Below are 22,073 nucleotides of genomic sequence, written 5' to 3' on the forward strand. Positions count from 1 at the left end.
TGGAGTGGCCCATGTTGCGAAAAGCCCTGCTGGCGACCAGTGCCTGCGCGCTGTTCCTGTCCTTCGCACCCGGTGGTGCGGCGGCGGCTCCCGACGAGCCGCCGCCCGCCGTCCTCGACGCCCTGCAACGCGACCTCGGCCTGACCGGGGCCCAGGCGCGGGCACGGCTGGCGGCCGAGGCCGACGCCCAGCGCGCGTCGGCCGCCCTGCCGAAGTCCCTCGGCGCCCGCTGGTTCGACGCGGCGTCCGGCAAGCTCGTCGTGGCCGTGACCGACCCCGCCTCGACGATCCAGGTCCGGGCTCGGGGCGCCGAGGCCAGGGTCGTGCGCCGAGGTCAGGCGGAGCTGGCGCCGCTGACCGCGTCCATCGGCGACCTGGCAGGCGACGGCGTGCCGGGCGTGACCGGCTGGGGCCCCGACCCGGCCGCCGACGGTGTCGTCGTCCGGGTCGACCGGGCCGCGAGGTCCGCCGCCACCACGGCGTTCCTCGACCGCGTCCGGGCTTTCGGCGCCCCGGTGCGGGTGGTCGAGTCCGCCGCCCCGGTGCAGCAGTCCGGCACCGTCCAGCCCGGCAACCCGTGGTGGCCGGACGGCGAGAGCAACTGCTCGGTCGGCTTCCCCGCCACGGACTCCGGCGGTGGCAAGCACTTCGTGACCGCCGGGCACTGCACGAACGACGCGAACCAGGCCGCCTACGGGCAGTCCGGCCTGCAGAACAGGATCGGCACGTCCAACACCGGCGGCTCCCGGACGGTGAACGGCCGCGAGGGCGACATGGGCGTCGTGGCCGTGACGGAGGCGGGCTGGACGCTGTCCGCGGCGGTCAACACCTGGGGGAGCGCCCCGGTGACGGTCACCGGCTCGGTCGAACCCCTGGTGGGCCAGTCGGTCTGCCACTCCGGCAACACCTCGAAGTGGAAGTGCGGCGCGGTGACCGCGGTCGAGCAGACGGTCGACTACGGCTCCACCGTCGTGGAAGGCCTGGCCACTACCACGGCCTGCTCGATGGGCGGCGACTCCGGCGGCGCGTGGCTGGCGGGTGACAAGGCGGTCGGCCTGCACTCCGGCGGCCAGTCCTCGTGCGGCCCCGGCGGCGCCGACGACCAGTCGATCTTCCAGCCGGTGGACGAGGCGCTGCGCAAGTGGGGGCTGTCCCTCGTCACCGGGACCGGCGGCGGGACACCGGACGCCGAGGCGCCGTCGGTGCCCGCGGGCCTGCGTTCCACCGCCACCACGTCGAGCAGCGCCACGCTGGTGTGGAACGCGTCCACCGACAACGTCGGCGTGACCGGGTACGAGGTCTACCGAGGCGGTGCCCTCGCCACGACCGTGTCGACGACAACGGCCACGATCAGCGGATTGACACCGGACACCGACACCGTGTTCTCCGTCAAGGCGAAGGACGCCGCGGGCAACGTGTCCGCGGCGAGCGCACCGGTGACCGTGCACACCCCGCCCGGCACCCCCGGCGGCGGCCGGACCTTCGGCAACGACACCGACTTCCCGATCCGCGACCACACCGTGGCGGTGAGCCCGGTGAAGGTCGCGCTGGCGGGTCAAGCTGGGCGGACGCCGACCGTCGTGGTCACCGCGACGCACACCTGCGCGCAGGACCTGACCATCACGCTGGTCGGTCCGTCGGGCCGCGCGTACCCGCTCCAGCGCTACGGCGGCTACCCGTGCACGGCCTTCCCCAGCCCCAGGACGTTCACCGCTTCCGGGGTCGGCGAGCAGGCCACCGGCACCTGGACGTTGCGCGTCGGCGACAACGGACCCGGCGACACCGGTGTCCTGGACGCCTGGACGATCACCCTGTAAAGCCCCCGAAAGGCTGTCGCGCACCCGTTGCGCGGCAGCCTTTCGAGGGACTTCCGCGGTCCCGCCGATGTGGCAAGGTGTCCGGCGTGACCACGGAACAGGTTCTCTTGCTGGACGAATCGGGCAACCAGGTCGGCCTGGCGGACAAGGCCGAGGTGCACCACGCCGACACCCCGCTGCACCTGGCCTTCTCCAGCTACCTCTTCGACGACCGCGGGCGCACGCTGCTCACCCGGCGCGCGCTGCACAAGAAGACCTGGCCCGGTGTCTGGACCAACACCTGCTGCGGCCACCCCGCGCCCGGTGAGCGGATGTCGGACGGCGTGCTGCGCAGGCTCACCGACGAGCTCGGCCTGCCCGACGTGCATGAGGTCGACCTGGTCCTGCCCCGTTTCCGCTACCGCGCCGTCATGCCGAACGGCGTGGTGGAGAACGAGATGTGCCCCGTCTTCCGCGGTGTCGCCGTCGGTGACCCGACGCCGAACCCGGACGAGGTGGACTCGGTGGAATGGGTGCCGTGGCAGGACTTCGCGGAGTCGGTCCTGGACGGGACGCGGGACATCTCGCCGTGGTGCAAGCTCCAGGTGGCGGAGCTGGACAAGCTCGGACCCGACCCGCTCACCTGGCCCGTCGCGGCCGCGGGCGCACTGCCGCCCGCCGCACGTCTCTAGAGCAGTCGAGGGGGCGCGGTCACCGCGCCGAGCGGTCCGGAAGGGTCGGGTCGAAGGTCTTCGCGGGCCGGGTTCGGGAGGGTTCTCCCCCGACCCGGCCCGTGGTGCGTCAGGACTTCCTGCCCGCCTTGGCCAGGTTGGCCGCGGTCATCCCGAGGTGCGCCACCAGTGCCTCGGCCGCCGCGTCGCCCTCCCTGGTCAAAGCCAGCTGTTCCAGGCGCAGGTGCTCCGCCACGGCGTCGCGTCCGGGGGACTCGGCGGCCGACCACCGCCGCGAGAGCTCGCTCGCGGTCCAGAAGCGCTCGAAGGTGTCCAGCAGGACGTCGTTGCCGCACGCGTCGAGCAGCGCGCGGTGGAACTCGTGGTGGGCGGTGGCCCAGGCGTCGGAGTAGTGGGCGTCGGTCTCGTTGTCGTACGTCGGCGTGCGGGCGAGGCGGTGGTGGGCCGCGCGGACCCTCGTCTCCCACTCCAGGTCGCCGCGGGCGATGGACATGCGCAGCATGGTGGGCTCGACCGCGGCACGGGCCTCCGCGATGACCTGCCACCGCGCGTCGCCCGCCTCCGGGACCACGAAACCGCGGTTGGGAAGCCGTTCGGCGAGGCCCTCGCCCACCAGCCTGAGCAGCGACTCCCGCACCACGGCGAGGCTCACTCCCTGGCTGGAGGCCAGCTCCTGGGGCTTGAGGGGCTGGCCGGGGCGGAAGTCGCCGTGCAGCACGGCCGAGCGCAGCGACTCGTAGGCACGGGTCGACGGGGGCACCGCGTTGTCTGTCACATGGTCGACTCTAGCGGGGATAATCGATTATTGCTAGCGTGGTCGACGTTCCCAGTCCTGGTGAGGAGAAGTCGATGGTTGTCAACGACCCGTTCGCACGACTGCCCGAGGTGCCCGGTTTCGACGTGACCAGCACGGATGTACGCGACGGCGAGCCGCTGGCACCCGCCCAGCTGTCCGGCATGTTCGGCGTGCCCGGCGGCCTTGACGCAAGCCCGCAGCTGTCGTGGTCCGGCGCCCCGGAAGGCACCCGCAGCTACGCGGTCACGGTGTACGACCCGGACGCGCCGACGATGTCGGGGTTCTGGCACTGGGCGGTCGCGAACATCCCGGCCGAGGTGACGTCGCTGCCCGGAGGGGCGGGGGACGAGGAGGGGGCGGGGTTGCCGGAGGCGGCGGTGCAGCTGCCGAACGATGCGAGGGTGGCGCGGTTCGTGGGAGGGGCGCCGCCGGCGGGGCACGGGGTGCACCGGTACGTGATCACGGTGCACGCGTTGGACGTGGAGGACATCGGGGTGCCGGTGGACGGGACGCCTGCGTTGTTGGGGTTCACGATGGCGTCGCATGTTCTGGGGAGGGCGTCGTTGGTGGGGACGGCGGAGGCGGTGGGGTGAGGGGGTTTGGTGGGGTCGCGTTCTGGTGGGGGTTGGCCGTCCTGCTTTGGTGAGGATCGGTCTCCTGGCCTCGTGTCGTGAAGCTCGGTTCCGGCCCTCTCGTCCTGCGAGTCCGGCGCCCGGCCCTCTCATCCTGCGAGTTCGGCTTTCGGCCCTCCCACCCGTGGGAAGCCCGGCCCCCGGCGCGCGATTGTCTCAATGCCCGATCTTCGTTGTCAAGACGATAAAGCCATCTTGACAACGAAGATCGGGCAGGAGGGCGCTGTGGATCGGGGGCAGAGGGGAAGTCTGGCTTCGCCAGCATCGGACTGCGTCCGACTCGGGCATCGGGCTCCGCCCGACAAAGCATCCTCGGCTGCGCCGTCGGACAGGGCATCGGGCTCCGCCCGACAAAGCATCCTCGGCTGCGCCGTCGGACAGGGCATCGAGCTTCGCTCGACAGGGCATCGGCTGGCGCCGACGAGGCCCCAGGCGCTTCGCGCCGGATGCGCGTTGGCGGGCTGCGCCCAACGGGGGTCCGTGCTCGCAATGTGCTGGGCGGGGCATCCTTGCTCCGCTTCGCGTCGGGTGGGCTCGCTTCGCATCGCTTGCGGGGGTCAGGGTTGTAGGTCGGTGATGATCTTGGTTATGCGGCGTTGTCTGGTTTCTGGGGTCTTGGCGTCTTCGATGGGGGTGACCAGGCGGGGTTTGGCGCTGTAGGAGAGGGCGTTGAAGCGGTGTCTGGTTTCTGGGGTGAAGGCGGAGTCGAGGTCTGCGGGGATGGTGATGTCGCGGGGGTCGGTGTCTGGTTCGAGGGTGATGTCGATGTCGTCGCCTGCGGCTACGCCGGTGGCGGTGCGGACCTCGGCGCTGATGGGGAGCATGAAGACGCCGCCCATGGAGGCGACGCTGGTGCGGTAGGTGTAGGTGTCGATGGTGGCGCGGACCGGGGGTTTGCGGCTCGGGCCGAGGGCGGTGACGACTTCGTCGGGGACCTGGACGCCGGTGGCGGTCTTGCCGCTGAGCAGGACTTTCGCGCGGAAATGCATGGCGAGGAGTATGCCGCGCGAGGGGTGGTTCGGCAGGGGGAGTCGGGGGCTGGTGGGAGCAAGCGCTTTCCGAAAGATGACCGCCTCCGAGAGAGCGCTCTCTGGATTTGTGTCCGGCAGAATCGGGCCTGATCGCTGAAGTTGGACCGGAACTCCCGGTATTCCTTGACAGTCGTCCGCGCGCGGTCCTAGCGTCCGCTGAGAGAGCGCTCTCCTGAAACCTCCTCGTAACCTTTCCGGGCCGTCCCGGTGCCAGGTCCACGGCACCGGGTCTGCGCGGCCCGCTCCCCTGCGAAAGGAGAGTCGTGGCACTCACGATTCGCCGTGCGCCCACCCGGTGGCGAGGTCTGTTCGCGGGCCTTGCGATCGCTGGTCTCACCGCGTCCGCGCTGTACGTCGGCAGCAACACCGCCGTCGCCGCTCCCGACCTGCTGTCCCAAGGCGCCACGGTGGCCGCCTCGTCCTCCGAGAACGGCGGCACGCTCGCGCCGGCGGCGGTGGACGGCAACCTCGGTACCCGCTGGTCCAGTGCCGCGTCGGACGGGCAGTGGTTGCGGGTTGACCTCGGTTCCACCTCGACGGTCAGCCAGGTCAAGCTGACCTGGGAGAACGCCTACGCGAGCTCCTACCGGATCCAGACCTCCGCGAACGGTGCGGACGGTTGGACCACGATCAAGACGGTGACGGGTGGGACCGGTGGCGTGGAGACGCTGGCGGTCTCGGGGTCCGGTCGGTACGTGCGGATCGAGGGCATCACCCGCGCGACCCAGTACGGCATCTCGCTGTGGGAGTTCCAGGTCTACGGCACCCGCGCGGGCGGTCCGACCACGACCACCCCGCCGCCGTCCGGTCCGATCGTGCGGGTGGCGGAGTTCCTCGCGTCCTGCCCGTTCAGCCACCGGCTGCCCGACGACCCGATCGTCTTCCCGAGCCTGCCGGGCGCGTCGCACATGCACGCGTTCTTCGGGAACACCTCGACCAACGCCAACAGCAACATCAACACCCTGCTGGCCGCGAACAGCAACTGCAGCCCGTCCCTGGACCTGTCGTCGTACTGGATCCCGGACTTCTACAACAACAACCAGGTGGTCGTGCCCGACCCGCCGACGTTCTACTACCTGGGCGAGGGCGTGCGCGACGACGTGATCGCGCGGATCCAGCCGCTGCCGCTGGGCCTGCGGATCGTGGCGGGCAACGCCAAGGCGACCGCGCCGGACGCCACCACCATCTCCCGCTGGTCGTGCCTGCACGCCGGCCAGGTCAACCCGTCCAAGGACTTCGTGGAATGCCCGGCGGGCACGGAGCTGGAGTCCTACTTGGACTTCCCGCAGTGCTGGAACGGGCGCGACCTCGACTCGGCCGACCACAAGAGCCACATGGCCTACCCGGTCAACGGCGACTGCCCCTCCACCCACCCGGTGCCGGTGCCGAAGCTGCGCCAGGTCGTCCGCTACCCGGTGAACGGGAACCCGGCGGGCTTCCGGCTCGCGTCGGGGGCCGGGTTCACCATGCACGGCGACTTCTTCAACGCGTGGCCCGAGGCCGAGATGGCACGCCGCGTGCGCGACTGCATCAACCCCATCATCAAGTGCGGGGTCGACGGCCACCCGTGAGCCGCGCCGTCCGTCCTGTTGCGACGATCAATGGAGATGTCATGCAAGCACGACACCGGGGACGGCTCGTCGCCGTCCTGACGGCCGTCGTGACCGCCTGCGCGGTCGCGGTACCCATCCTCACGGCCCACGCGGCGGCAGCGGTGTGCGGCACCGCCAACGCGGCCCAGGGCAAGCCGGTCACCGCCTCGTCGGTCGAGGCGGGCAGCCCGTTCGTCGCCACCTCGGCGGTGGACGGCGACGCGGGCACGCGCTGGTCGAGCGTGCCCGGCGACCCGCAGTGGCTGCGGGTCGACCTGGGCTCCACGCAGAGCGTCTGCGGCGCCACGCTGAACTGGGAGGCCGCCTACGCGACGGCCTACCAGATCCAGGTGTCCGCCGACGGCAACGCGTGGACGCAGGTCTACTCGACGACCACGAGCACCGGTGGTGTCCAGAACGTCACCTTCACCGGCAGCGGCCGCTACATCCGCGTCTACACCACCGCCCGCGCTACCCAGTGGGGCGTCTCGCTGTGGGAGTTCGCGGTGCGCACCGGCAGCGACACCGAGAACCCGCCGACCAACGGGGACGTCCTGCTGTCGTACAAGAAGCCGGGGACGGCGTCCACGCAGCAGAACGACCCCAACTGCACCGGCTGCACCACGGACAAGGCGTTCGACTTCGACCCGGCCACCCGGTGGGCGACCGCGACCGACGTCGGCTGGGTCGACCCCGGCTGGATCCAGGTCGACCTCGGCGCCACCGCCCAGATCCACAAGGTCGTCCTGCAGTGGGACCCGGCCTACGGCAAGTCGTTCGAGATCCAGGTCTCGCCGAACGGCACGGGCAACTGGACGCCGATCTACTCCACCACGACGGGGACGGGCTTCAAGCAGACGCTCACCGTCAACGGCAGCGGCCGGTACGTGCGGATGTACGGCACGGGCCGCGGCTCGCCCTACGGCTACTCGCTCTGGGAGTTCCAGGTGTGGGGCACCGGCGGCGCGCCGAACCCGCAGCCGGTGATCCCGCCGGACCCGCGCAACCCCAAGCAGCTGGTGTGGTCGGACGAGTTCAACACGCCCAACGGCACCAAGCCGGACGCCAACAAGTGGCGCCCGGAGGTCGGCACCGGCCAGAACGCCGAGCTGCAGTACTACACGAACAACAACAACACCTTCACCGACGGCAACGGCAACCTGGTGCTGGAGGCCAGGCGCGAGGTCACGCCGGGATCGGCCTGCCCGGTCGACCCGGTCAGCGGCAGCGGCACGTGCCAGTACACCTCGTCGAGGCTGATCACCCACGGCAAGGCCACCTGGACCTACGGCCGCGTCGAGGCGAACATCAAGGTGTCCGGCACCAAGGGCCTGTGGCCCGCGTTCTGGATGCTGGGCTCGAACATCCTCGACAACGGCACGCCGTGGCCGAACTCCGGTGAGATCGACATCATGGAGCACCTCGGCCGCGAGCCCAACACGGCCTACCAGACCATCCACGGGCCGGCCTACTCCGGCGGCGGCGGCATCGGCGCCCCGCTGGCGCTGCCGGGTGGGGCGGACTACATGAACGCCTTCCACAAGTTCACCCTGGACTGGGACAGCAAGGGCATCAAGATGTCGATCGACGACCAGCAGGTCATCGCCATCGACAAGGCGACTGTGGAGGCGACCCGCGGCCCGTGGGTGTTCGACCACCCGTTCTTCATCATCCTGAACAACGCGGTGGGCGGTGACTGGCCCGGTCCCCCGGACGCCAGCACGGTCTTCCCGCAGCGGATGCTCGTCGACTACGTCCGCGTCTACCAGTAGGCCAGGACCTGCCATGACCACCGCGCGGCTCCGGGGCCCGACCCCCGGAGCCGCGCGGCGTCCATTCAGGACTGGTCTCGTCGTGAAGACCGGGTGTCCGCTTGAAGAACGGTATAAAGGCAGACGTGCCAGAGCCCCGCTCCACACCCGCCCCGGTCACCTTGGAAGAGGTGGCGCGGGTCGCCGGTGTGTCACGGGCGACGGTGTCGCGGGTCGTCAACGGGGTCTCCACGGTCGACGAGGAGCTCCGTGAGATGGTCACCCGCGCCATCGTCGCCACCGGTTACACCCCCAACCGCGCGGCCAGGTCGCTCGTGACCAGGCGCGCGGGGGCCATCGGGCTCGTCCTGCCCGACGAGGGCAGGATGCTCGGCGACCCGTACTTCGGCCGGGTCGTCGGCGGTGTCATGGACGTGACCCAGCCACTGGGCGTGCAGCTGGTCCTGACCAGCGCGGGCACCGGCACCCACCAGCAGGTCGTGGCCGACCTGCGGCAGGGCAGGCTGGACGGCGTCATCCTCATCCACACCCACGGCGCCGACCCGCTGCCGCGCCTGCTCATCGAGTCGAACCTGCCCGTCGTGCTCGCGGCCAGGCCGGTCCGCCCGATGCCGATCACCTACGTCGACGTGAACCAGACCGCGGGCGCCGCACTGGCCGCCCACCACCTCGCCGACCGGGGCTGCTTCCGCGTCGCGACCATCACCGGCCCGGTGTCCACGACCGCCGCGCAGGACCGCCTCTCGGGTTTCCGGCAGGCCATGGCAGACCGCGGCTACCCCGACGTCGTGGCCGTCGAGGCCGACTTCACCCACGAGGGCGGCGCCACCGCGATGGAGGAGCTGCTCGTCCGCTGCCCCGACGTCGACGGCATCTTCATCGCCTCCGACCTCATGGCGCACGGCGCCCTGCCCGTCCTGCGCCGCCACGGCCTGAACGTCCCCGACGACATCGCCGTCGTCGGCTTCGACGACAGCAGCCCCGCCCTCGCCTGCGACCCGCCGCTCACCACCGTCCGCCAACCGGTCGAGGAGATGGCGGCCGAGATGGCCAGGCTCCTGCTCGGCCGCATCGAACGCCCCACCAGACCCGTCAGCGCCGTCGTGTTCGAACCGACCCTCGTCGTCCGCCAGTCCGCCTAGCACCCGTGACCTCATCCTGGGAGTGATCACATGCTCCGCACCGCCCTCGCCTTGGCCCTGCTCCTGCTCGCGGGCTGCTCCACCCCCCAACCCGAGCAGCACAGCGGGCACGTCCACCCGGCCGCACCGCCGAGCAGCAGCTCCGCGGCGACCCCGGCGGGCGGCTTCAGCGACACCGACGTCGCCTACGTCCAGCTCGCCATCCCCCAGGACGAGACCACCCTGCCCGTCCTGGAGCTGGCCAAGACGCGCGCGGGCGTCGACCCCGCGCTGGCCGCGCTGGCGACCGAGGTCGAGACCGGCCACCACACCGAGCTCGACAAGCTCCGCAAGGCCCTCTCCGACGCGGGCCAGACCTACCTGAACCTGCACGAGGGCCACGACATGCCGGGAATGGTCACCGCGGACGAACTGGACAAGCTCACCAAGGCGACCGGACCGGCCTTCGACGACCAGCTGCGCGCCCTGCTCCGCGCCCATTTCGAGGAGTCCACCACCGTCGCGAAGTCGGAGCTGTCGGCGGGCAGCAACGCCGCCGTGCTGGACGTGACGAAGGGGATCGAATCCAGCCGGGCCGCGTACCTGGCGAAGCTGGGAACGTGACACCTGGCCGCAGTAATGCGCTTTTCCCGACTTCTCATACACGAACAATCACCCCCCAACGGGTGAAGTAATCGCGTAACCGTTCCGCCCGTCGTTTCGACTCCCCGAAGAGATTCCGCACAGGCCTTCAGGGAGACTTGGTGACCGAGAACCAGTACGAGGCGCCCGAACGACAACCCGTGCCCCGAAGCGGAACAAGCCGGTGGATCGCGGTCTTCGCGGTGCTGGTGCTGCTCGTCGGCGGCACGGTCTGGTGGACGATCGCGCACGCCGACCCCGACCCGGACATCGTGGACGCGACTCGCTGCGACGGCTTGGACGCCACGACGGGCGAGGGGTTCGCGCTGCACCGCGACGACCAGGGGCAGTGCCTCGGCTGGACGGTCGACCGGGACCACGCGTTCGGCACAAAGGACGAGCGGGTCCAGCGAGTCGTCAAGGCGGTCGTCGACGAGAACCGGGCCGTGGCCGGGGGCAAGTCCCCCTACGTCAGGGTGGCGGTCATGATGCCCATGGCGGCAAGGCCGGGCGGGAAGCTGGACGACGACTCGATCCTGCACGCCCTCGAAGGCGCGCTGACGGCCCAGGAGGTCGCGAACAGCGACCCCGAGTACGGGGACGTGGGGCTCAAGGTGCAGCTCGTGCTGGCCAACACCGGGTGGGACCAGAAGGCCTGGAAGGACGTCGTCGAGCAGCTCGGCGGGCTGACGTCGGGCGAGCACCGGCTGGTGGCGGTGACGGGTCTCGGCGTGAGCGTTCCGCAGACCAGGGCGGCCTCGGTCGAGCTGAACACCCGCTGGGGCCTGCCCTCCGTCGGTGCCGTGCTCACCGCGGACGACATGACCACCAGGGGCGCCGAACCGGCCAACACGCGGCCCGCGCTGTTCAAGGTCTCGCCGTCGAACCACGACTACGCCATGGCGCTGGCCGACTCGCTGCGCGCCGAGCACCCGGAGGTGACCTGCGGCTTCCTCGTCGCCGACCGCAACGACGACAACTACGTCGAGAGCCTCGGCAAGGCCTTCGTCCACGTCTTCCCGGAGTTCGACCTCGACAAGCACCGGGCTTCGTTCACCGGCAGCACGACCGACACCAACCAGGCGTCGAACCTGTTCCAGCCCGCCGTCAACGCCATCAACGCCCTGCCCGAGGGCAAACCCGCGGTGGTCTTCTACGCTGGCCGCGACGCGGACCTGCCCTCCTTCGTGCGGAGCCTGGCCACCCGCGCCAGGAGCGCCGAGCCCGTCGTCCTGGCGACGGGGATGACCGGGCTGACCGTGATCGCCTCCGGGACCAAGGGCAAGGGCGACGAGGCGTTGACCACCGCCGACCTCGCGGACGCGAAGGTGACGATCATGGCGGCCTCGTCCACCGACGTCGTCGGGTGGCGGCAGAACCTCAACGTGCCGGAGCGCTTCGCGAGCTTCCGGGCGACCTTCACCGGGACGCTCGGGTTCCCCGACGGCGACCTGGACGACGGGTACGCCGTGATGCACCACGACGCCGTCGTTGCGGCGGTCAAGGCCGCCAGGAGCATCTACTCCAACGGCGACGGCAAGCGGCTGCCCACCCCGCAGGACGTCCGCAACGGGCTGTACTCGTTGGCGCAGGACAAGGTCGACGGCGCCTCCGGCTCGTTCCACTGGGAGGACACGACCTCCGACAACGACCTCTGGCCGACGGGCAAACCGGTGCCGGTCGTCAGCTACCCGAGGACCCCGCAACCGCGCGCCCCGTACCTGACCGTGTGCCGCAAGCTCAAGGCGCCCGCGTCGCTGGCGAACTACGAGGTCGTCGACTGCTAGCGGGACGGGCGCCGCTCCCCTCCCGAGCGGAGCGGCGCCCGGTCACCTCACCACTCCAGCGACCCGCCGTTCTGGTACTCGATCACCCTGGTCTCGAAGAAGTTCTTCTCCTTCTTCAGGTCCATCATCTCCGACATCCACGGGAACGGGTTCTCCGCGGGCGCGAACACCGGTGCCAGCCCGAGCTGCGCGCAGCGGCGGTTGGTGATGAAGTGCATGTACTCCTCGCACAGCTCGGCGTTGAGGCCGAGCAGCCCGCGGGGCATGGTGTCGCGCCCGTAGGCGATCTCCAGCTCGCACCCCTCGGCCAGCATGGTCCGGATCTCCTCCTGGAACCCGTCCGTCCAGAGGTGCGGGTTCTCGATCTTGATCTGGTTGATCGCGTCGATCCCGAAGTTCAGGTGGATCGACTCGTCCCGCAGGATGTACTGGTACTGCTCGGCGATCCCCACCATCTTGTTGCGCCGCCCCAGGGACAGGATCTGGGCGAAGCCGGTGTAGAACCACATGCCCTCGAACACCACGTAGAACGCGACCAGGTCACGCAGGAACGCCTGGTCCTTCTCCGGCGTGCCGGTGGTGAACGACGGGTCCTCCAGGTGCTGCGTGTACTTCAGCGCCCACGCGGCCTTGTCCGTGATCGACGGCACCTCGCGGTACATGTTGAACAGCTCGCCGTCGTCCAGGCCGAGCGACTCGCAGATGTACTGGAACGTGTGCGTGTGCACGGCCTCCTCGAACGCCTGCCGCAGCAGGTACTGCCTGCACTCGGGGTTGGTCAGGTGGCGGTACACGGCGAGCACGATGTTGTTGGCCACCAACGACTCCGAGGTGGCGAAGAAGCCGAGGTTGCGCTTGATCGCGCGCCGCTCGTCGTCGGTGAGCCCGTCGGGCGACTTCCACAGCGAGATGTCGGCCTGCATCGACACCTCGGTCGGCATCCACGCGTTGTTGCAGCCCGCGAGGTACTTCTCCCACGCCCAGTGGTACTTCAGCGGCAGCAGCTGGTTCACGTCGGCGCGGCAGTTGATCATCGCCTTGTCGTCGACGCTGACGCGGGCGGCGCCCACCTCGATGGGACCGGCGCCGGTGGACACGTCGGGGCTCACTGACAGGCCTCGCAATCGGGGTCGATGATCGAGCAGACGGCGGCACCCGCGGACTCGACGACCACCGGGGCGGTGACCGCGGGTGCGACCGGGGTGACGGGGGAGACGGCGTTGAGCTTGCCGTCGGTGCCGCGCAGCGTGGACTTCTCCACGTGCGTGGCGCTCTGCGAGCGCAGGTAGTACGTGGTCTTCAGGCCCCGCAGCCAGGCCAGCTGGTACAGCTCGTCGAGCTTGCGCCCGCTGGGCTGGTCGATGTACAGGTTGAGCGACTGGGCCTGGTCGATCCACTTCTGCCGCCGGGCCCCGGCCTCGACCAGCCACTTCGAGTCCAGCTCGAAGGCCGTGGCGTACAACGCCTTCAGGTCCGCCGGGATCCGCTCGATCGGCGACAGGCTCCCGTCGTAGTACTTGAGGTCGCTCACCATGACCTCGTCCCACAGGCCGCGCGCCTTCAGGTCGCGGATCAGGTCCGGGTTCACCACGGTGAAGTCGCCGGACATGTTCGACTTCACGTACAGGTTCCGGTACAGCGGCTCGATCGACTGGTTCACCCCGCAGATGTTCGCGATCGTCGCCGTCGGCGCGATGGCCATCACGTTGGAGTTGCGCATCCCCACCGCCAGCACGCGCTCCCGCACCGGAGCCCAGTCCAGAGTGGACGAGCGGTCCAGCTCCAGGTCCGCGCCGCGGGTGTCCGCCAGCAACGCGATCGAGTCGAACGGCAGGATCCCCCGCGACCAGAGCGATCCCTCGTAGGACTCGTAGGCGCCGCGCTCCTCGGCCAGGTCCGCCGAAGCCGAGATCGCGTGGTAGCTGATCTCCTCCATGCTCCGGTCCGCGAACTCGACGGCCGCGGTCGACCCCATCGGGATCCGCTGCGCGAACAGCGCGTCCTGGAACCCCATGAGCCCCAGGCCGACCGGCCGGTGCCGCATGTTCGCGCGCCGGGCCTCCGGGATCGTGTAGTAGTTCACGTCGATCACGTTGTCGAGCATCCGCACGGCCGTCCGCACGGTCCTCTCCAGCCGCGCGCTGTCGATCCCGTCGGGCCCGGTGTGCCGGGCCAGGTTCACCGATCCCAGGTTGCACACCGCGACCTCTTCGAGGTTCGTGTTCAACGTGATCTCGGTGCACAGGTTGGACGAGTGCACGACGCCGGAGTGCTGCTGCGGCGAGCGCAGGTTGCACGGGTCCTTGAACGTGATCCACGGGTGCCCGGTCTCGAACAGCATGGTCAGCATCCGCCGCCACATGTCCGCGGCCTTCACCCTGCGGAACACCTTGATCCCACCGCGGTCCGCGGCCGCCTCGTACTCGCGGTACCGCGCGGCGAACGCGTCGCCGAACAGGTCGTGCAGGTCGGGCACCTCGTCGGGGGAGAACAGCGTCCAGTCGCCACCGGACCCGACCCGCCGCATGAACTCGTCCGGCACCCAGTTGGCCGTGTTCATGTCGTGCGTGCGGCGCCGCTCGTCACCGGTGTTCTTGCGCAGGTCGAGGAACTCCTCGACGTCGATGTGCCAGGTCTCCAGGTAAGCGCACACCGCGCCCTTGCGCTTCCCGCCCTGGTTCACCGCGACCGCCGTGTCGTTGGCGATCTTCAGGAACGGCACGACGCCCTGCGACTTGCCGTTGGTGCCCTTGATGTGGGCGCCGATGCCGCGCACCGGCGTCCAGTCGTTGCCCAGACCGCCCGCGAACTTGGACAGCAGCGCGTTGTTGCTGATCCCGTGGAAGATCCCCTGCAGGTCGTCGTCGACCGTGGTCAGGAAGCACGACGACAGCTGCGGCCGGGTGGTGCCCGCGTTGAACAGCGTGGGCGTCGAGCACATGAAGTCGAACGACGACAGCAGCTCGTAGAACTCGACCGCCCGCGCCTCGCGGTCGTCCTCCCGCAGCGCCAGCCCCATCGCGACCCGCATGAAGAACGCCTGCGGCAGTTCGTAGCGGTGCTCGTCGCTGTGCAGGAAGTACCGGTCGTAGAGCACCTGCATGCCGAGGAACTGGAACGCCAGGTCCCGGTCGGGCAGCAGCGCCGCGCCGAGCCGCGCCAGGTCGAACTCGGCCAGCCGCGGCTCCAGCTGCCCCAGCTCGATCCCGCGCCGGACGAAGTCCGCGAAGTACTCCGGGTACCGCGCGGACATCTCGGCGTGGTTCGCCTCGTCGTCCTTCCCGGCCAGGAACGTCAGCGCCTCGCGCCGCAGCCGGTCCAGCAGCAGCCGGGCGCTGACCAGCGAGTAGTCGGGGTCGATCTCGACCATCGTGCGCGCCGCCATCACCGGTGCCAGGGCCAGCTCGGCGCGGGTGATGCCGTCGTAGAGGTTGCGCCGCGTCTCGGCCAGCACGGTCTCCGCCGACGTCGCGGGCAGCCCCGCGCACGCCTCCTCGACGACCAGCGCCAGCCGCTCCTCGTCCAGCGGCGCCACCCGGCCGTCCGGGTACCGCACCGTCAGCGCGGGCCGCACCGGCACGACCTCCGCCGACCTGGCCTTCGCGTGCTCCTCCCGGTACAGCACGTACGCGCGCGCCACCTTGTGGTGCCCGCCGCGCATCAGCACCAGTTCGACCTGGTCCTGGATCTGCTCGATGTGCACCCCGCGGTCGGGCCCGGCCTGGCGCCGCAGCTTCTCCTCGACCTGCGAGGTCAGGTCCGCGACCAGTTCGCGCACCCGCTGCGAGCCCGCGGCGTCGGCGCCCTCCACGGCGTGGAACGCCTTCGCGACCGCGGTCGCGATCCTGGTCGAGTCGAACGGGGACACCGCTCCGCCACGGCCGATCACCGGGACTTGGACGGGTGTTTCAGTGGGGGACATGGCTCTCCACAGCTGGTTCTGGGCAGTCGGCACCGCCCGGCGAGCACCGCTCGACGGTCGGGGGGAAACGGGTGCGTGGAGGTCAGCCGTCCAGGCTGGAGTGCGACATCACGGCTCTCTCCTCGCGAGCTCGGTGGACACCCGGAGAACCACGGGGGAGGCGGCGACGCGAGGCAGCACGGCACCGAAGGCCGTCCGCCGTCCGCGCGCGCCCTCCCTCGGGGCACCGGGTGGTGCACGCAGGCCGCGTGCACGCTGGTGGCAGGTCTTCGGACTCGCGGGCACTCCGGCTCTCGCCGGCGGACCTACTGGCCGTCGCTTCCCGGACTCGCGTCCAGTGCTTCTTGACGGCGGTCGTTCCCGCTCACCGCTGCGGGGCAGCTCCGGATTCCCACCGGATTCCCTCTTGCCTCACCCTCCGGCGGACCGGGGGTGAACCATCAGCGCGTCGGATACTACATGTGGTGGTGGGGCTCGCCGCACAGCCCAAGATGGTCTCTGTTGCAAGTTCTATGCGATAAGGTGTCCGTGCAGGTCGTCGGTGGACGAAGGGCGTGGCACATGGCTGGTGACGACCACTCCGACCCGCGCCCGCCCCTCGCGGCGGCCGGTGCCTTCGCGCTGGCCGCGGGCTCGTTGGCGGTCGGCGCGTCCGTTCCGTGGCTCGCCGGGGCGCTGGCGGTGGGGGCCGTGGTCGCGGCCCGGCTGGCCACGCGCGGGTGAGGACTTTCCTGTTGGTTTCCTGAACCCCGGAACCCCTCGTCCGATCCGGGCGTTTTGCCGGGCGTGACCACAGCAGAGGTGACCCGACCCAGCCCGGCCGCCCGCCTGGTCGCCCTCGGCGGCACCACCGCGGTGCTGACCACCGTCGCCATGATCGGGGCGCTGGACCTCAAGGGCGCGCTGGTGTCGACCGCCGGGTTGCGCCGCACGATCAGCCAGTACGGCCTCGGCGCGGACAGCTGGATCTTCGAGGTGGCCGTCTCGCTGCTGGCGGCGGGCTCGTTCGCCCTGCTGGCGGTGCTGGTGCGCCAGGGGATCACCCGGTGGCGGTCGACCGGGGCCGTCGCGTTGACCCTGTGGTCCGTCGGCCTGGCGCTCGTGGTGGTCTTCCCCAAGCAGGACTGGTCGCTGCCCGCCTCCGCCGGCGGCGGCATCCACCGGATGGCCAGCCTGCTGGCCTTCGTCAGCCTGCCCGTCGCCGTGCTCTCGTTGGCCCGCCCGTGGTTGCGGCACCCGAGGTGGGCAGGCCACGCCCGCTGGACGTTCGGCCTCGGGCTGCTGTCGGTGGCCGCGTTCACCCCGCTGCTCTACGCCGTCCTGGTCCACGCCTCCGGTGGCGCGGCGTGGTGGCGGGTGTTCCCGATCGGGTACGTCGAGCGCGTCCTGGTGATCTCCGAGGTGATCGCGGTGCTGGCGGCGGGTTTGTGGGCCATCGCCGCCGCGAACCGCCCTAAGCTTGGGGAATGGCAACGTGGGGAGACCTCGCGGCGTACGTCCGCGACCAGTACGACGTGATCTCCGAAGAAGGCGACGAGATCCGGATCCTGTTCAGCTTCGAGCACCTCGACGAGGAGGACGAGCGCACCCAGGTGGTGATCCTGGTGCGCGAGGTGCTCGACGCCAAGCACGAGTGGGTGCAGATCGCCTCGCCGGTGGGCATCGCGGCGAACTGCGACCTGCGGGCGCTGCTGGAGGAGGTCGGGCACTCGTCGATCGCCTCCGGCGCGGCGATCATGGGCGAGCACGTGGTGCTGCGGCACTCGCTGCCGCTGGAGACGCTGGACATCCACGAGTTCGTGGAACCGCTGTCGCTGCTGGCGGGGACGGCCGACCAGATCGAGGAGATCTTCTTCGGGGGCGACAACTACTAGCGGTTCCGACGGGGTTCGGCGGGGCACCGCACCAGCCGGTGCCGCCGTTTGGCCCAGGCTAACCGGCCGCCGAGGTGGGTACCCACCGGGTATGACGACTCCTCGGCGGTCCTCGTCCCGTTCTCCGTGGGTGTGGCGCGGCTTCGTGGCGCTGTGCCTGGTGGTCGTCGCGGCGGCCGCGCTCCAGCTGGTGGGCCTGGTGCCCAAGCTCAGCCTGTTCGGCACGGACACCGTCGACCGGAGCCAGCCCGCGCTGCTGAAGTCGCTGCGCGACCTGAGCCAGTACCACGCGGCCTCGGGGGACTACCAGGTCGTGATCGACATCGAGAAGGACGTGCGGTTCGTGCCGGACGTCCTGGCGGGGCAGCGGACCCTGTTCGTGTCCAACGGTTCCGTCAACGCCTACGTCGACTTCGGCGGGCTCGCCGACGGCGCGATGACGGTGTCTGAGGAGCGCAAGACGGTCGACGTCACGCTGCCCAAGCCGCAGCTGGACAAGCCCAACCTCGACCACGAGCACAGCTACGTGTTCGCGCAGGAGCGCGGGCTGTTCGACCGGCTGGCCAGCGTCGTGCAGACCTCCGACCAGCAGCCGTTCTACGTGGCGGCGGAGCAGAAGATCGCGGACGCGGCCAAGGAGTCCGGGTTGTCGGACAAGGCGGCGGAGAACACGCGGAAGATGCTGGAGGGGATGTTCGGGGCGCTCGGCTACGAGGTCCACTTCGTGGACGCACCCCAGCCGTGAGTTAGGCTTGCCTAACTCACAGTCTTCCGTTCGAGGGTGAACCCGGTGTTCGAGTCCATGACAGTGCAGGTGCGTGCGGGTCTGGGCGAGCGGCGGCTGACGGCCGCCGTCCGCGACGTGTTCGACCGCCACCAGGAGCTCCGCGAGAGCGGTGCGGTGTGCGAGGTGCGGCGGGTCCCCGTCCACGGGCTGGCCGGGCAGGCGCTGGTGGACCGGGCGGCCGCCGAGGTCGACGCCGTCGCGAACCGGGTGGGCTCGGCGCTGTTCCGGGTGCTGTGGCTCGACGCGGGCGCGGACCTGTCCGGCAAGCTCGTGCTGCTGGTGCACCGCCGCGTGATGGCCGCCGTGCCGTGGCCCGTCCTGCTGTCCGAGCTGGTCTCGGCGTGGAACAGGGGCGACTCGGCGGCGGACCTGGTGGGGGCGCTCGACGCCTGAGTCGCTTGGCCCGCACCGGAGACTCCCGGTGCGGGCCAAGCGGGTGCACGGGTCAGCTGACCGGCCAGGAGTGCACGGGTTCGTTGGTGTGCATGAGGTCGCGGTAGGTGCGCAGCATCAGCCGCAGCGCCTCGACGCGGTCCAGGCTGGTGTTGTCGTAGTGCCGGTGGAACGCCCGCGACTGCCAGGTCGCCCCGTTCACCCCGGTCAGGCACCGCTGCTCGACGACGCCCAGCAGCCGGTCCCGGTCGGCGGGGTCGACGCCCCAGCGGTCCAGGCCGTCGTAGGCCATCGGCAGGAGGCGCCGCAGCACCAGCTCCACCACCGGCACGGTGCCCAGGCCCGGCCAGTACACCTGGGCGTCGATCCCGTTCTTGGCGCCCGCCAGGAAGTTCTCCTCCGCGGCGCTGAACGACATCTGCGACCACAGTGGACGTTCGCTCTCCGCCAGCACCCGGACCAGACCGTAGTAGAACGCCGCGTTGGCCAGCGTGTCGATCACGGTGGGCCCGGCGGGCAGCGTGCGGTTCTCCACCCGCAGGTGGGGCTTGTCCTTCACCACGTCGTACACCGGCCGGTTCCACCGGTACACGGTCCCGTTGTGCAGCCGCAGCTCCGACAGTGCCGGCGTGTCACCGCGGTCGATCACCTGCAACGGGTCCTCGGGGTCCACGATCGGCAGCAGCGCGGGGAAGTAGCGCACGTTCTCCTCGAACAGGTCGAAGATGGACGTGATCCACCGCTCGCCGAACCACACCCGTGGCCGAACGCCCTGCTCCTTCAGCTCGTCACCGCGGGTGTCCGTCGACTGCTGGAACAAAGCGATCCGCGTCTCCCGCCACAGCTCCTTGCCCAGCAGGAACGGGGAGTTCGCGCCGACGGCCACCTGCACGCCCGCGATGGTCTGCGCCGCGTTCCAGTAGTCCGCGAACTGGTCCGGGCTCACCTGAAGGTGCAGCTGCGTGCTCGTGCAGGCCGCCTCGGGCACGATCGAGTCCGCGGTCATGTTCAGCCGCTCGATGCCGTCGATCGCGATCTGCAGGTCCTCGCCGCGCGCCGCCAGCACCTGCTCGTTGAGCAGCGCGTAGCGCGGGTTCACCGACAGCGCGTCCATCGCCATGTGCTCGGCGCGCAGCGTCGGCAGGATCCCGATCATCGTCATGTGCGCGCCGACCTCGCGCGCCTTGTGCTCGGCCTCGTTGAGGCTCGCCCGCACCGTCTCCTCGAACGCGCGGATCCCGTCGTCGGCCAGCTGCCGGGGAGCGACGTTGATCTCCAGGTTCCACTGGCCGAGCTCGGTCACGAAGTCCGGGTCGGCGATCGCCTCCAGCGCCTCGGCGTTGCGCATCGCCGGGTCGCCCTGCTCGTCCACGAGGTTGAGCTCGATCTCCAGCCCCGTCATGGGCCGCTCGAACTCGAACCGGGACTCGCGCAGCATCCTGGCGAACACGTCGAGGCAGCGCCGGACCTTCGTCCGGTACCGGGTGCGGTCCTCGCGGGTGAACTCGTGGCGGGCTACGTCGTCACCCATGGCGGCTCCTCAAGCTCGTGGCACCCGGACACTGTGCACCAGGAGACGCTCAGGCGGGTACCGCGATCGAGGTGATCACAAACCCGTCCCTGGCCAGCCAGCGACCGGTGAACCCGGTCAGGGGCTCACCGTCCACGATCGGTGCTTCGACGAGGATCCGCGCGGTGAAGGTGCCCGCGTCCGGGTCGATCGTGACGTCGGCGTCCTCGAACCCGAGCCACAACCTGGTCAGCGGGAACCACGCCTTGTAGACGGACTCCTTGGCGCTGAACAGCAAGCGGTCCCACGACACCTTGTCGCCCGCCGCGCGCAGACCGTCCATCCTGGCCAGTTCGGTCGGGACGGCGATGGCCTCCAGGACGCCCTTCGGAGTGGGGGCGTTGGGTTCGGCGTCGATGCCGATCGAGCGGAAGTCGCTCGTGCGGGCCACGGCGGCCGCGCGGTAGCCGGTGCAGTGCGTGATGCTGCCGACGACGCCGTCGGGCCACACGGGCTCGCGCTTCGGGCCGGGCAGCACCGGGACGGGAGGGAAGCCCAGCTGCCCCAGCGCGGTCCTGGCGCAGAAGCGGCCGGTGGTGAACTCCTTGCGACGCTTCTCGACGGACTTCTCCAGCAGCGCCAGCTCCTCGGGGAACAGCTCGACGCCCTCCGGGTCGTCGAAGCGGTCCACGGCCGCGACCGGGCTCGGCAGCAGGTCGGCGATCATCGGGCGTCCCCCTCGCGCAGCACGTCGTGCAGCTGTGCGCCCGTCCAGCCCCTCGGCTTCCACTCGCGCGGGTAGCCGAGCGACACCTCGTCGAAGCGGATGCCGTCGTGCCGGGTGGTGCGCGGGATGTGCAGGTGGCCGTAGACCATCTCCACGCAGTTGAACCTGGTGTGCCAGTCCGCGGTGCGCTCGGTGCCGCACCACAGCGCGAACTCCGGGTAGCGCAGCACCCTCGTGGGCTCGCGGACGAGCGGGTAGTGGTTGATCAGCACGGTCTTGAGCGCCGGGTCGACCTCGGCCAGCCTGCGCTCGGTCTCGGCGACCCGCGCCTCGCACCACGCCTCGCGGCTGGGGTACGGGTCCGGGAACAGGAAGTACTCGTCCGTGCAGACCACACCGACCTCGTGCGCCTTCGCCAGCGCCGACACCTGGTCGTAGGTGCCTTCGGGGCGGAAGGTGTAGTCGTACAGCGTGAACAGGGGAGCGACCGTCACCGGACCGCCCGAGCCCTCGAACACCGGGTACGGGTCCTCCGGCGTGAGGACGTCGATGCTCCGGCACATCTCGACGAGCTGCTTGTAGCGCACCTCGCCGCGGGTCTGCACCGCGTCGTCCTTCGTCGTCCACAGCTCGTGGTTGCCCGGCGACCACAGGACCTTGGCGAACCGCTTGCGCAGCAGGTCGAGCGCCCATTCGATGTCCTGGAACTTCTCGCCCACGTCACCTGCGACGATGAGCCAGTCGTCGGCCGACGGCGCTTGGACCGCCGCCACGAAGTCCCGGTTCTCCTGGTACGTGACGTGCAGGTCGCTGGTGGCGAGCAATCTCGGCGTGCGGGTCACCTCTCGACCTTAACCGTTCACGACGCCGTTCTCCGAGCACCCCGAAGCAGCCAGGGGGAGTAGGGGTGGTGCCAAGATGACCGTTCATCCGTTCGTCGCAGATCATCGCCCGCTGAACTCATACCCCTACACCGCGTGACGCTAGGCGGGGCCGTTC

Annotated in this window: 20 protein-coding genes and 1 riboswitch; of the genes, 13 read left to right on the forward strand and 7 right to left on the reverse strand. The window is 70.3% G+C overall.

Features of this window, described 5'->3' with window-relative positions:
* Positions 1-11 precede the first annotated feature (11 nt).
* Together CLV43_RS39995 and idi are read left to right on the forward strand one after the other, a co-directional pair.
* The gene (locus tag CLV43_RS39995; RefSeq protein WP_106194886.1) at positions 12-1,817 is read left to right on the forward strand and encodes a proprotein convertase P-domain-containing protein; all 1,806 of its coding nucleotides are present in this window, start codon (positions 12-14) and stop codon (positions 1,815-1,817) included.
* Positions 1,818-1,903: 86 nt separating this feature from the next.
* A complete protein-coding gene (gene idi, locus CLV43_RS40000) occupies positions 1,904-2,488 on the forward strand; it encodes an isopentenyl-diphosphate Delta-isomerase (RefSeq protein ID WP_106194783.1) in 585 nt (194 codons plus the stop codon).
* A 109-nt stretch (positions 2,489-2,597) separates the two neighbouring features.
* Here idi and CLV43_RS40005 read toward each other — a convergent pair whose 3' ends face one another.
* On the reverse strand, positions 2,598-3,263 hold the full coding sequence (locus tag CLV43_RS40005) for a GntR family transcriptional regulator (protein ID WP_245887348.1): 666 nt from the start codon (positions 3,261-3,263) through the stop codon (positions 2,598-2,600).
* Positions 3,264-3,337: 74 nt separating this feature from the next.
* On the opposite strand from CLV43_RS40005, the gene CLV43_RS40010 reads away from it, so the two are divergent.
* A complete protein-coding gene (locus tag CLV43_RS40010) occupies positions 3,338-3,877 on the forward strand; it encodes a YbhB/YbcL family Raf kinase inhibitor-like protein (RefSeq protein ID WP_106194789.1) in 540 nt (179 codons plus the stop codon).
* 596 nt (positions 3,878-4,473) lie between these two features.
* On the opposite strand, the gene CLV43_RS50250 is transcribed toward CLV43_RS40010, so the two are convergent.
* Positions 4,474-4,905: a DUF1905 domain-containing protein gene (locus CLV43_RS50250; protein WP_106194792.1), complete on the reverse strand. Its 432-nt coding sequence runs from the start codon at positions 4,903-4,905 to the stop codon at positions 4,474-4,476.
* Between the two features lie 305 nt (positions 4,906-5,210).
* Here CLV43_RS50250 and CLV43_RS40020 point away from each other — a divergent pair, with 305 nt between their 5' ends.
* From CLV43_RS40020 to CLV43_RS40040, 5 genes are all read left to right on the forward strand, one after another.
* The gene (locus CLV43_RS40020; protein ID WP_211304784.1) at positions 5,211-6,518 is read left to right on the forward strand and encodes a DUF1996 domain-containing protein; all 1,308 of its coding nucleotides are present in this window, start codon (positions 5,211-5,213) and stop codon (positions 6,516-6,518) included.
* A 41-nt stretch (positions 6,519-6,559) separates the two neighbouring features.
* Positions 6,560-8,311: a discoidin domain-containing protein gene (locus tag CLV43_RS40025; RefSeq protein ID WP_106194795.1), complete on the forward strand. Its 1,752-nt coding sequence runs from the start codon at positions 6,560-6,562 to the stop codon at positions 8,309-8,311.
* 125 nt (positions 8,312-8,436) lie between these two features.
* Positions 8,437-9,453 carry a LacI family DNA-binding transcriptional regulator gene (locus tag CLV43_RS40030; protein WP_211304785.1) on the forward strand — a complete coding sequence of 339 codons (1,017 nt, stop codon included), beginning with the start codon at positions 8,437-8,439 and terminating at the stop codon, positions 9,451-9,453.
* A 30-nt stretch (positions 9,454-9,483) separates the two neighbouring features.
* Positions 9,484-10,056, forward strand: coding sequence for a DUF305 domain-containing protein (locus CLV43_RS40035; RefSeq protein ID WP_106194798.1), 573 nt, complete (start codon positions 9,484-9,486; stop codon positions 10,054-10,056).
* A gap of 140 nt (positions 10,057-10,196) precedes the next feature.
* Entirely contained in the window at positions 10,197-11,861 is a 1,665-nt protein-coding gene (locus CLV43_RS40040) for an ABC transporter substrate-binding protein (protein ID WP_146175098.1), read from the forward strand.
* 47 nt (positions 11,862-11,908) lie between these two features.
* Here CLV43_RS40040 and CLV43_RS40045 read toward each other — a convergent pair whose 3' ends face one another.
* Both CLV43_RS40045 and CLV43_RS40050 read right to left on the reverse strand, forming a co-directional pair.
* Positions 11,909-12,976 carry a ribonucleotide-diphosphate reductase subunit beta gene (locus CLV43_RS40045; RefSeq protein ID WP_106194895.1) on the reverse strand — a complete coding sequence of 356 codons (1,068 nt, stop codon included), beginning with the start codon at positions 12,974-12,976 and terminating at the stop codon, positions 11,909-11,911.
* Positions 12,967-15,783, reverse strand: coding sequence for a ribonucleoside-diphosphate reductase subunit alpha (locus CLV43_RS40050; protein WP_106194805.1), 2,817 nt, complete (start codon positions 15,781-15,783; stop codon positions 12,967-12,969). Before CLV43_RS40050 ends, CLV43_RS40045 begins: the two co-directional genes overlap by 10 nt.
* Before the next feature lie 243 nt (positions 15,784-16,026).
* Positions 16,027-16,240, reverse strand: a riboswitch (cobalamin riboswitch).
* A 104-nt stretch (positions 16,241-16,344) separates the two neighbouring features.
* Between CLV43_RS40050 and CLV43_RS48200 the strand changes: the two genes are divergently transcribed.
* The 5 genes from CLV43_RS48200 to CLV43_RS40070 all read left to right on the forward strand — a co-directional run bounded on the left by CLV43_RS48200 (position 16,345) and on the right by CLV43_RS40070 (position 18,837).
* Positions 16,345-16,506, forward strand: coding sequence for a hypothetical protein (locus CLV43_RS48200; RefSeq protein WP_170156224.1), 162 nt, complete (start codon positions 16,345-16,347; stop codon positions 16,504-16,506).
* 63 nt (positions 16,507-16,569) lie between these two features.
* A complete protein-coding gene (locus CLV43_RS40055) occupies positions 16,570-17,301 on the forward strand; it encodes a DUF998 domain-containing protein (protein WP_245887350.1) in 732 nt (243 codons plus the stop codon).
* Positions 17,250-17,657 (forward strand): hypothetical protein, encoded by a 408-nt coding sequence (locus CLV43_RS40060; RefSeq protein ID WP_106194807.1) that lies wholly within the window; start codon positions 17,250-17,252, stop codon positions 17,655-17,657. The genes CLV43_RS40055 and CLV43_RS40060 overlap by 52 nt, the downstream gene beginning before the upstream one ends.
* 91 nt (positions 17,658-17,748) lie before the next feature.
* Positions 17,749-18,402, forward strand: a complete 654-nt coding sequence (locus CLV43_RS40065) for a DUF4230 domain-containing protein (RefSeq protein ID WP_106194810.1) — start codon at positions 17,749-17,751, stop codon at positions 18,400-18,402.
* Between the two features lie 57 nt (positions 18,403-18,459).
* Positions 18,460-18,837, forward strand: coding sequence for a condensation domain-containing protein (locus CLV43_RS40070; RefSeq protein ID WP_146175099.1), 378 nt, complete (start codon positions 18,460-18,462; stop codon positions 18,835-18,837).
* Positions 18,838-18,889: 52 nt separating this feature from the next.
* On the opposite strand, the gene CLV43_RS40075 is transcribed toward CLV43_RS40070, so the two are convergent.
* Genes CLV43_RS40075 through CLV43_RS40085 form a run of 3 tightly spaced genes read right to left on the reverse strand, consistent with a single transcriptional unit; the run spans position 18,890 to position 21,916 of the window.
* Entirely contained in the window at positions 18,890-20,368 is a 1,479-nt protein-coding gene (locus CLV43_RS40075; RefSeq protein WP_106194816.1) for a glutamate-cysteine ligase family protein, read from the reverse strand.
* Positions 20,369-20,417: 49 nt separating this feature from the next.
* Complete coding sequence (locus tag CLV43_RS40080; RefSeq protein ID WP_106194818.1) at positions 20,418-21,074, reverse strand: 4'-phosphopantetheinyl transferase family protein; 657 nt, start codon at positions 21,072-21,074, stop codon at positions 20,418-20,420.
* Positions 21,071-21,916 carry a metallophosphoesterase family protein gene (locus tag CLV43_RS40085; protein ID WP_106194821.1) on the reverse strand — a complete coding sequence of 282 codons (846 nt, stop codon included), beginning with the start codon at positions 21,914-21,916 and terminating at the stop codon, positions 21,071-21,073. The genes CLV43_RS40080 and CLV43_RS40085 overlap by 4 nt, the downstream gene beginning before the upstream one ends.
* Positions 21,917-22,073 lie beyond the last annotated feature (157 nt).

Source organism: Umezawaea tangerina (genome assembly GCF_003002815.1).
GTDB lineage: Bacteria > Actinomycetota > Actinomycetes > Mycobacteriales > Pseudonocardiaceae > Umezawaea > Umezawaea tangerina.

What these genes read in the sequence shown, in the direction of transcription:
- CLV43_RS39995 (WP_106194886.1), top strand. Translation starts at nt 12, where the DNA reads ATGTTGCGAAAAGCCCTGCTGGCGACCAGTGCCTGCGCGCTGTTCCTG.
- CLV43_RS40010 (WP_106194789.1), top strand. Translation starts at nt 3,338, where the DNA reads ATGGTTGTCAACGACCCGTTCGCACGACTGCCCGAGGTGCCCGGTTTC.
- CLV43_RS50250 (WP_106194792.1), bottom strand. Translation starts at nt 4,905, where the DNA reads ATGCATTTCCGCGCGAAAGTCCTGCTCAGCGGCAAGACCGCCACCGGC.
- CLV43_RS40025 (WP_106194795.1), top strand. Translation starts at nt 6,560, where the DNA reads ATGCAAGCACGACACCGGGGACGGCTCGTCGCCGTCCTGACGGCCGTC.
- CLV43_RS40035 (WP_106194798.1), top strand. Translation starts at nt 9,484, where the DNA reads ATGCTCCGCACCGCCCTCGCCTTGGCCCTGCTCCTGCTCGCGGGCTGC.
- CLV43_RS40050 (WP_106194805.1), bottom strand. Translation starts at nt 15,783, where the DNA reads ATGTCCCCCACTGAAACACCCGTCCAAGTCCCGGTGATCGGCCGTGGC.
- CLV43_RS48200 (WP_170156224.1), top strand. Translation starts at nt 16,345, where the DNA reads ATGGCTGGTGACGACCACTCCGACCCGCGCCCGCCCCTCGCGGCGGCC.
- CLV43_RS40060 (WP_106194807.1), top strand. Translation starts at nt 17,250, where the DNA reads ATGGCAACGTGGGGAGACCTCGCGGCGTACGTCCGCGACCAGTACGAC.
- CLV43_RS40065 (WP_106194810.1), top strand. Translation starts at nt 17,749, where the DNA reads ATGACGACTCCTCGGCGGTCCTCGTCCCGTTCTCCGTGGGTGTGGCGC.
- CLV43_RS40070 (WP_146175099.1), top strand. Translation starts at nt 18,460, where the DNA reads ATGACAGTGCAGGTGCGTGCGGGTCTGGGCGAGCGGCGGCTGACGGCC.
- CLV43_RS40075 (WP_106194816.1), bottom strand. Translation starts at nt 20,368, where the DNA reads ATGGGTGACGACGTAGCCCGCCACGAGTTCACCCGCGAGGACCGCACC.
- CLV43_RS40080 (WP_106194818.1), bottom strand. Translation starts at nt 21,074, where the DNA reads ATGATCGCCGACCTGCTGCCGAGCCCGGTCGCGGCCGTGGACCGCTTC.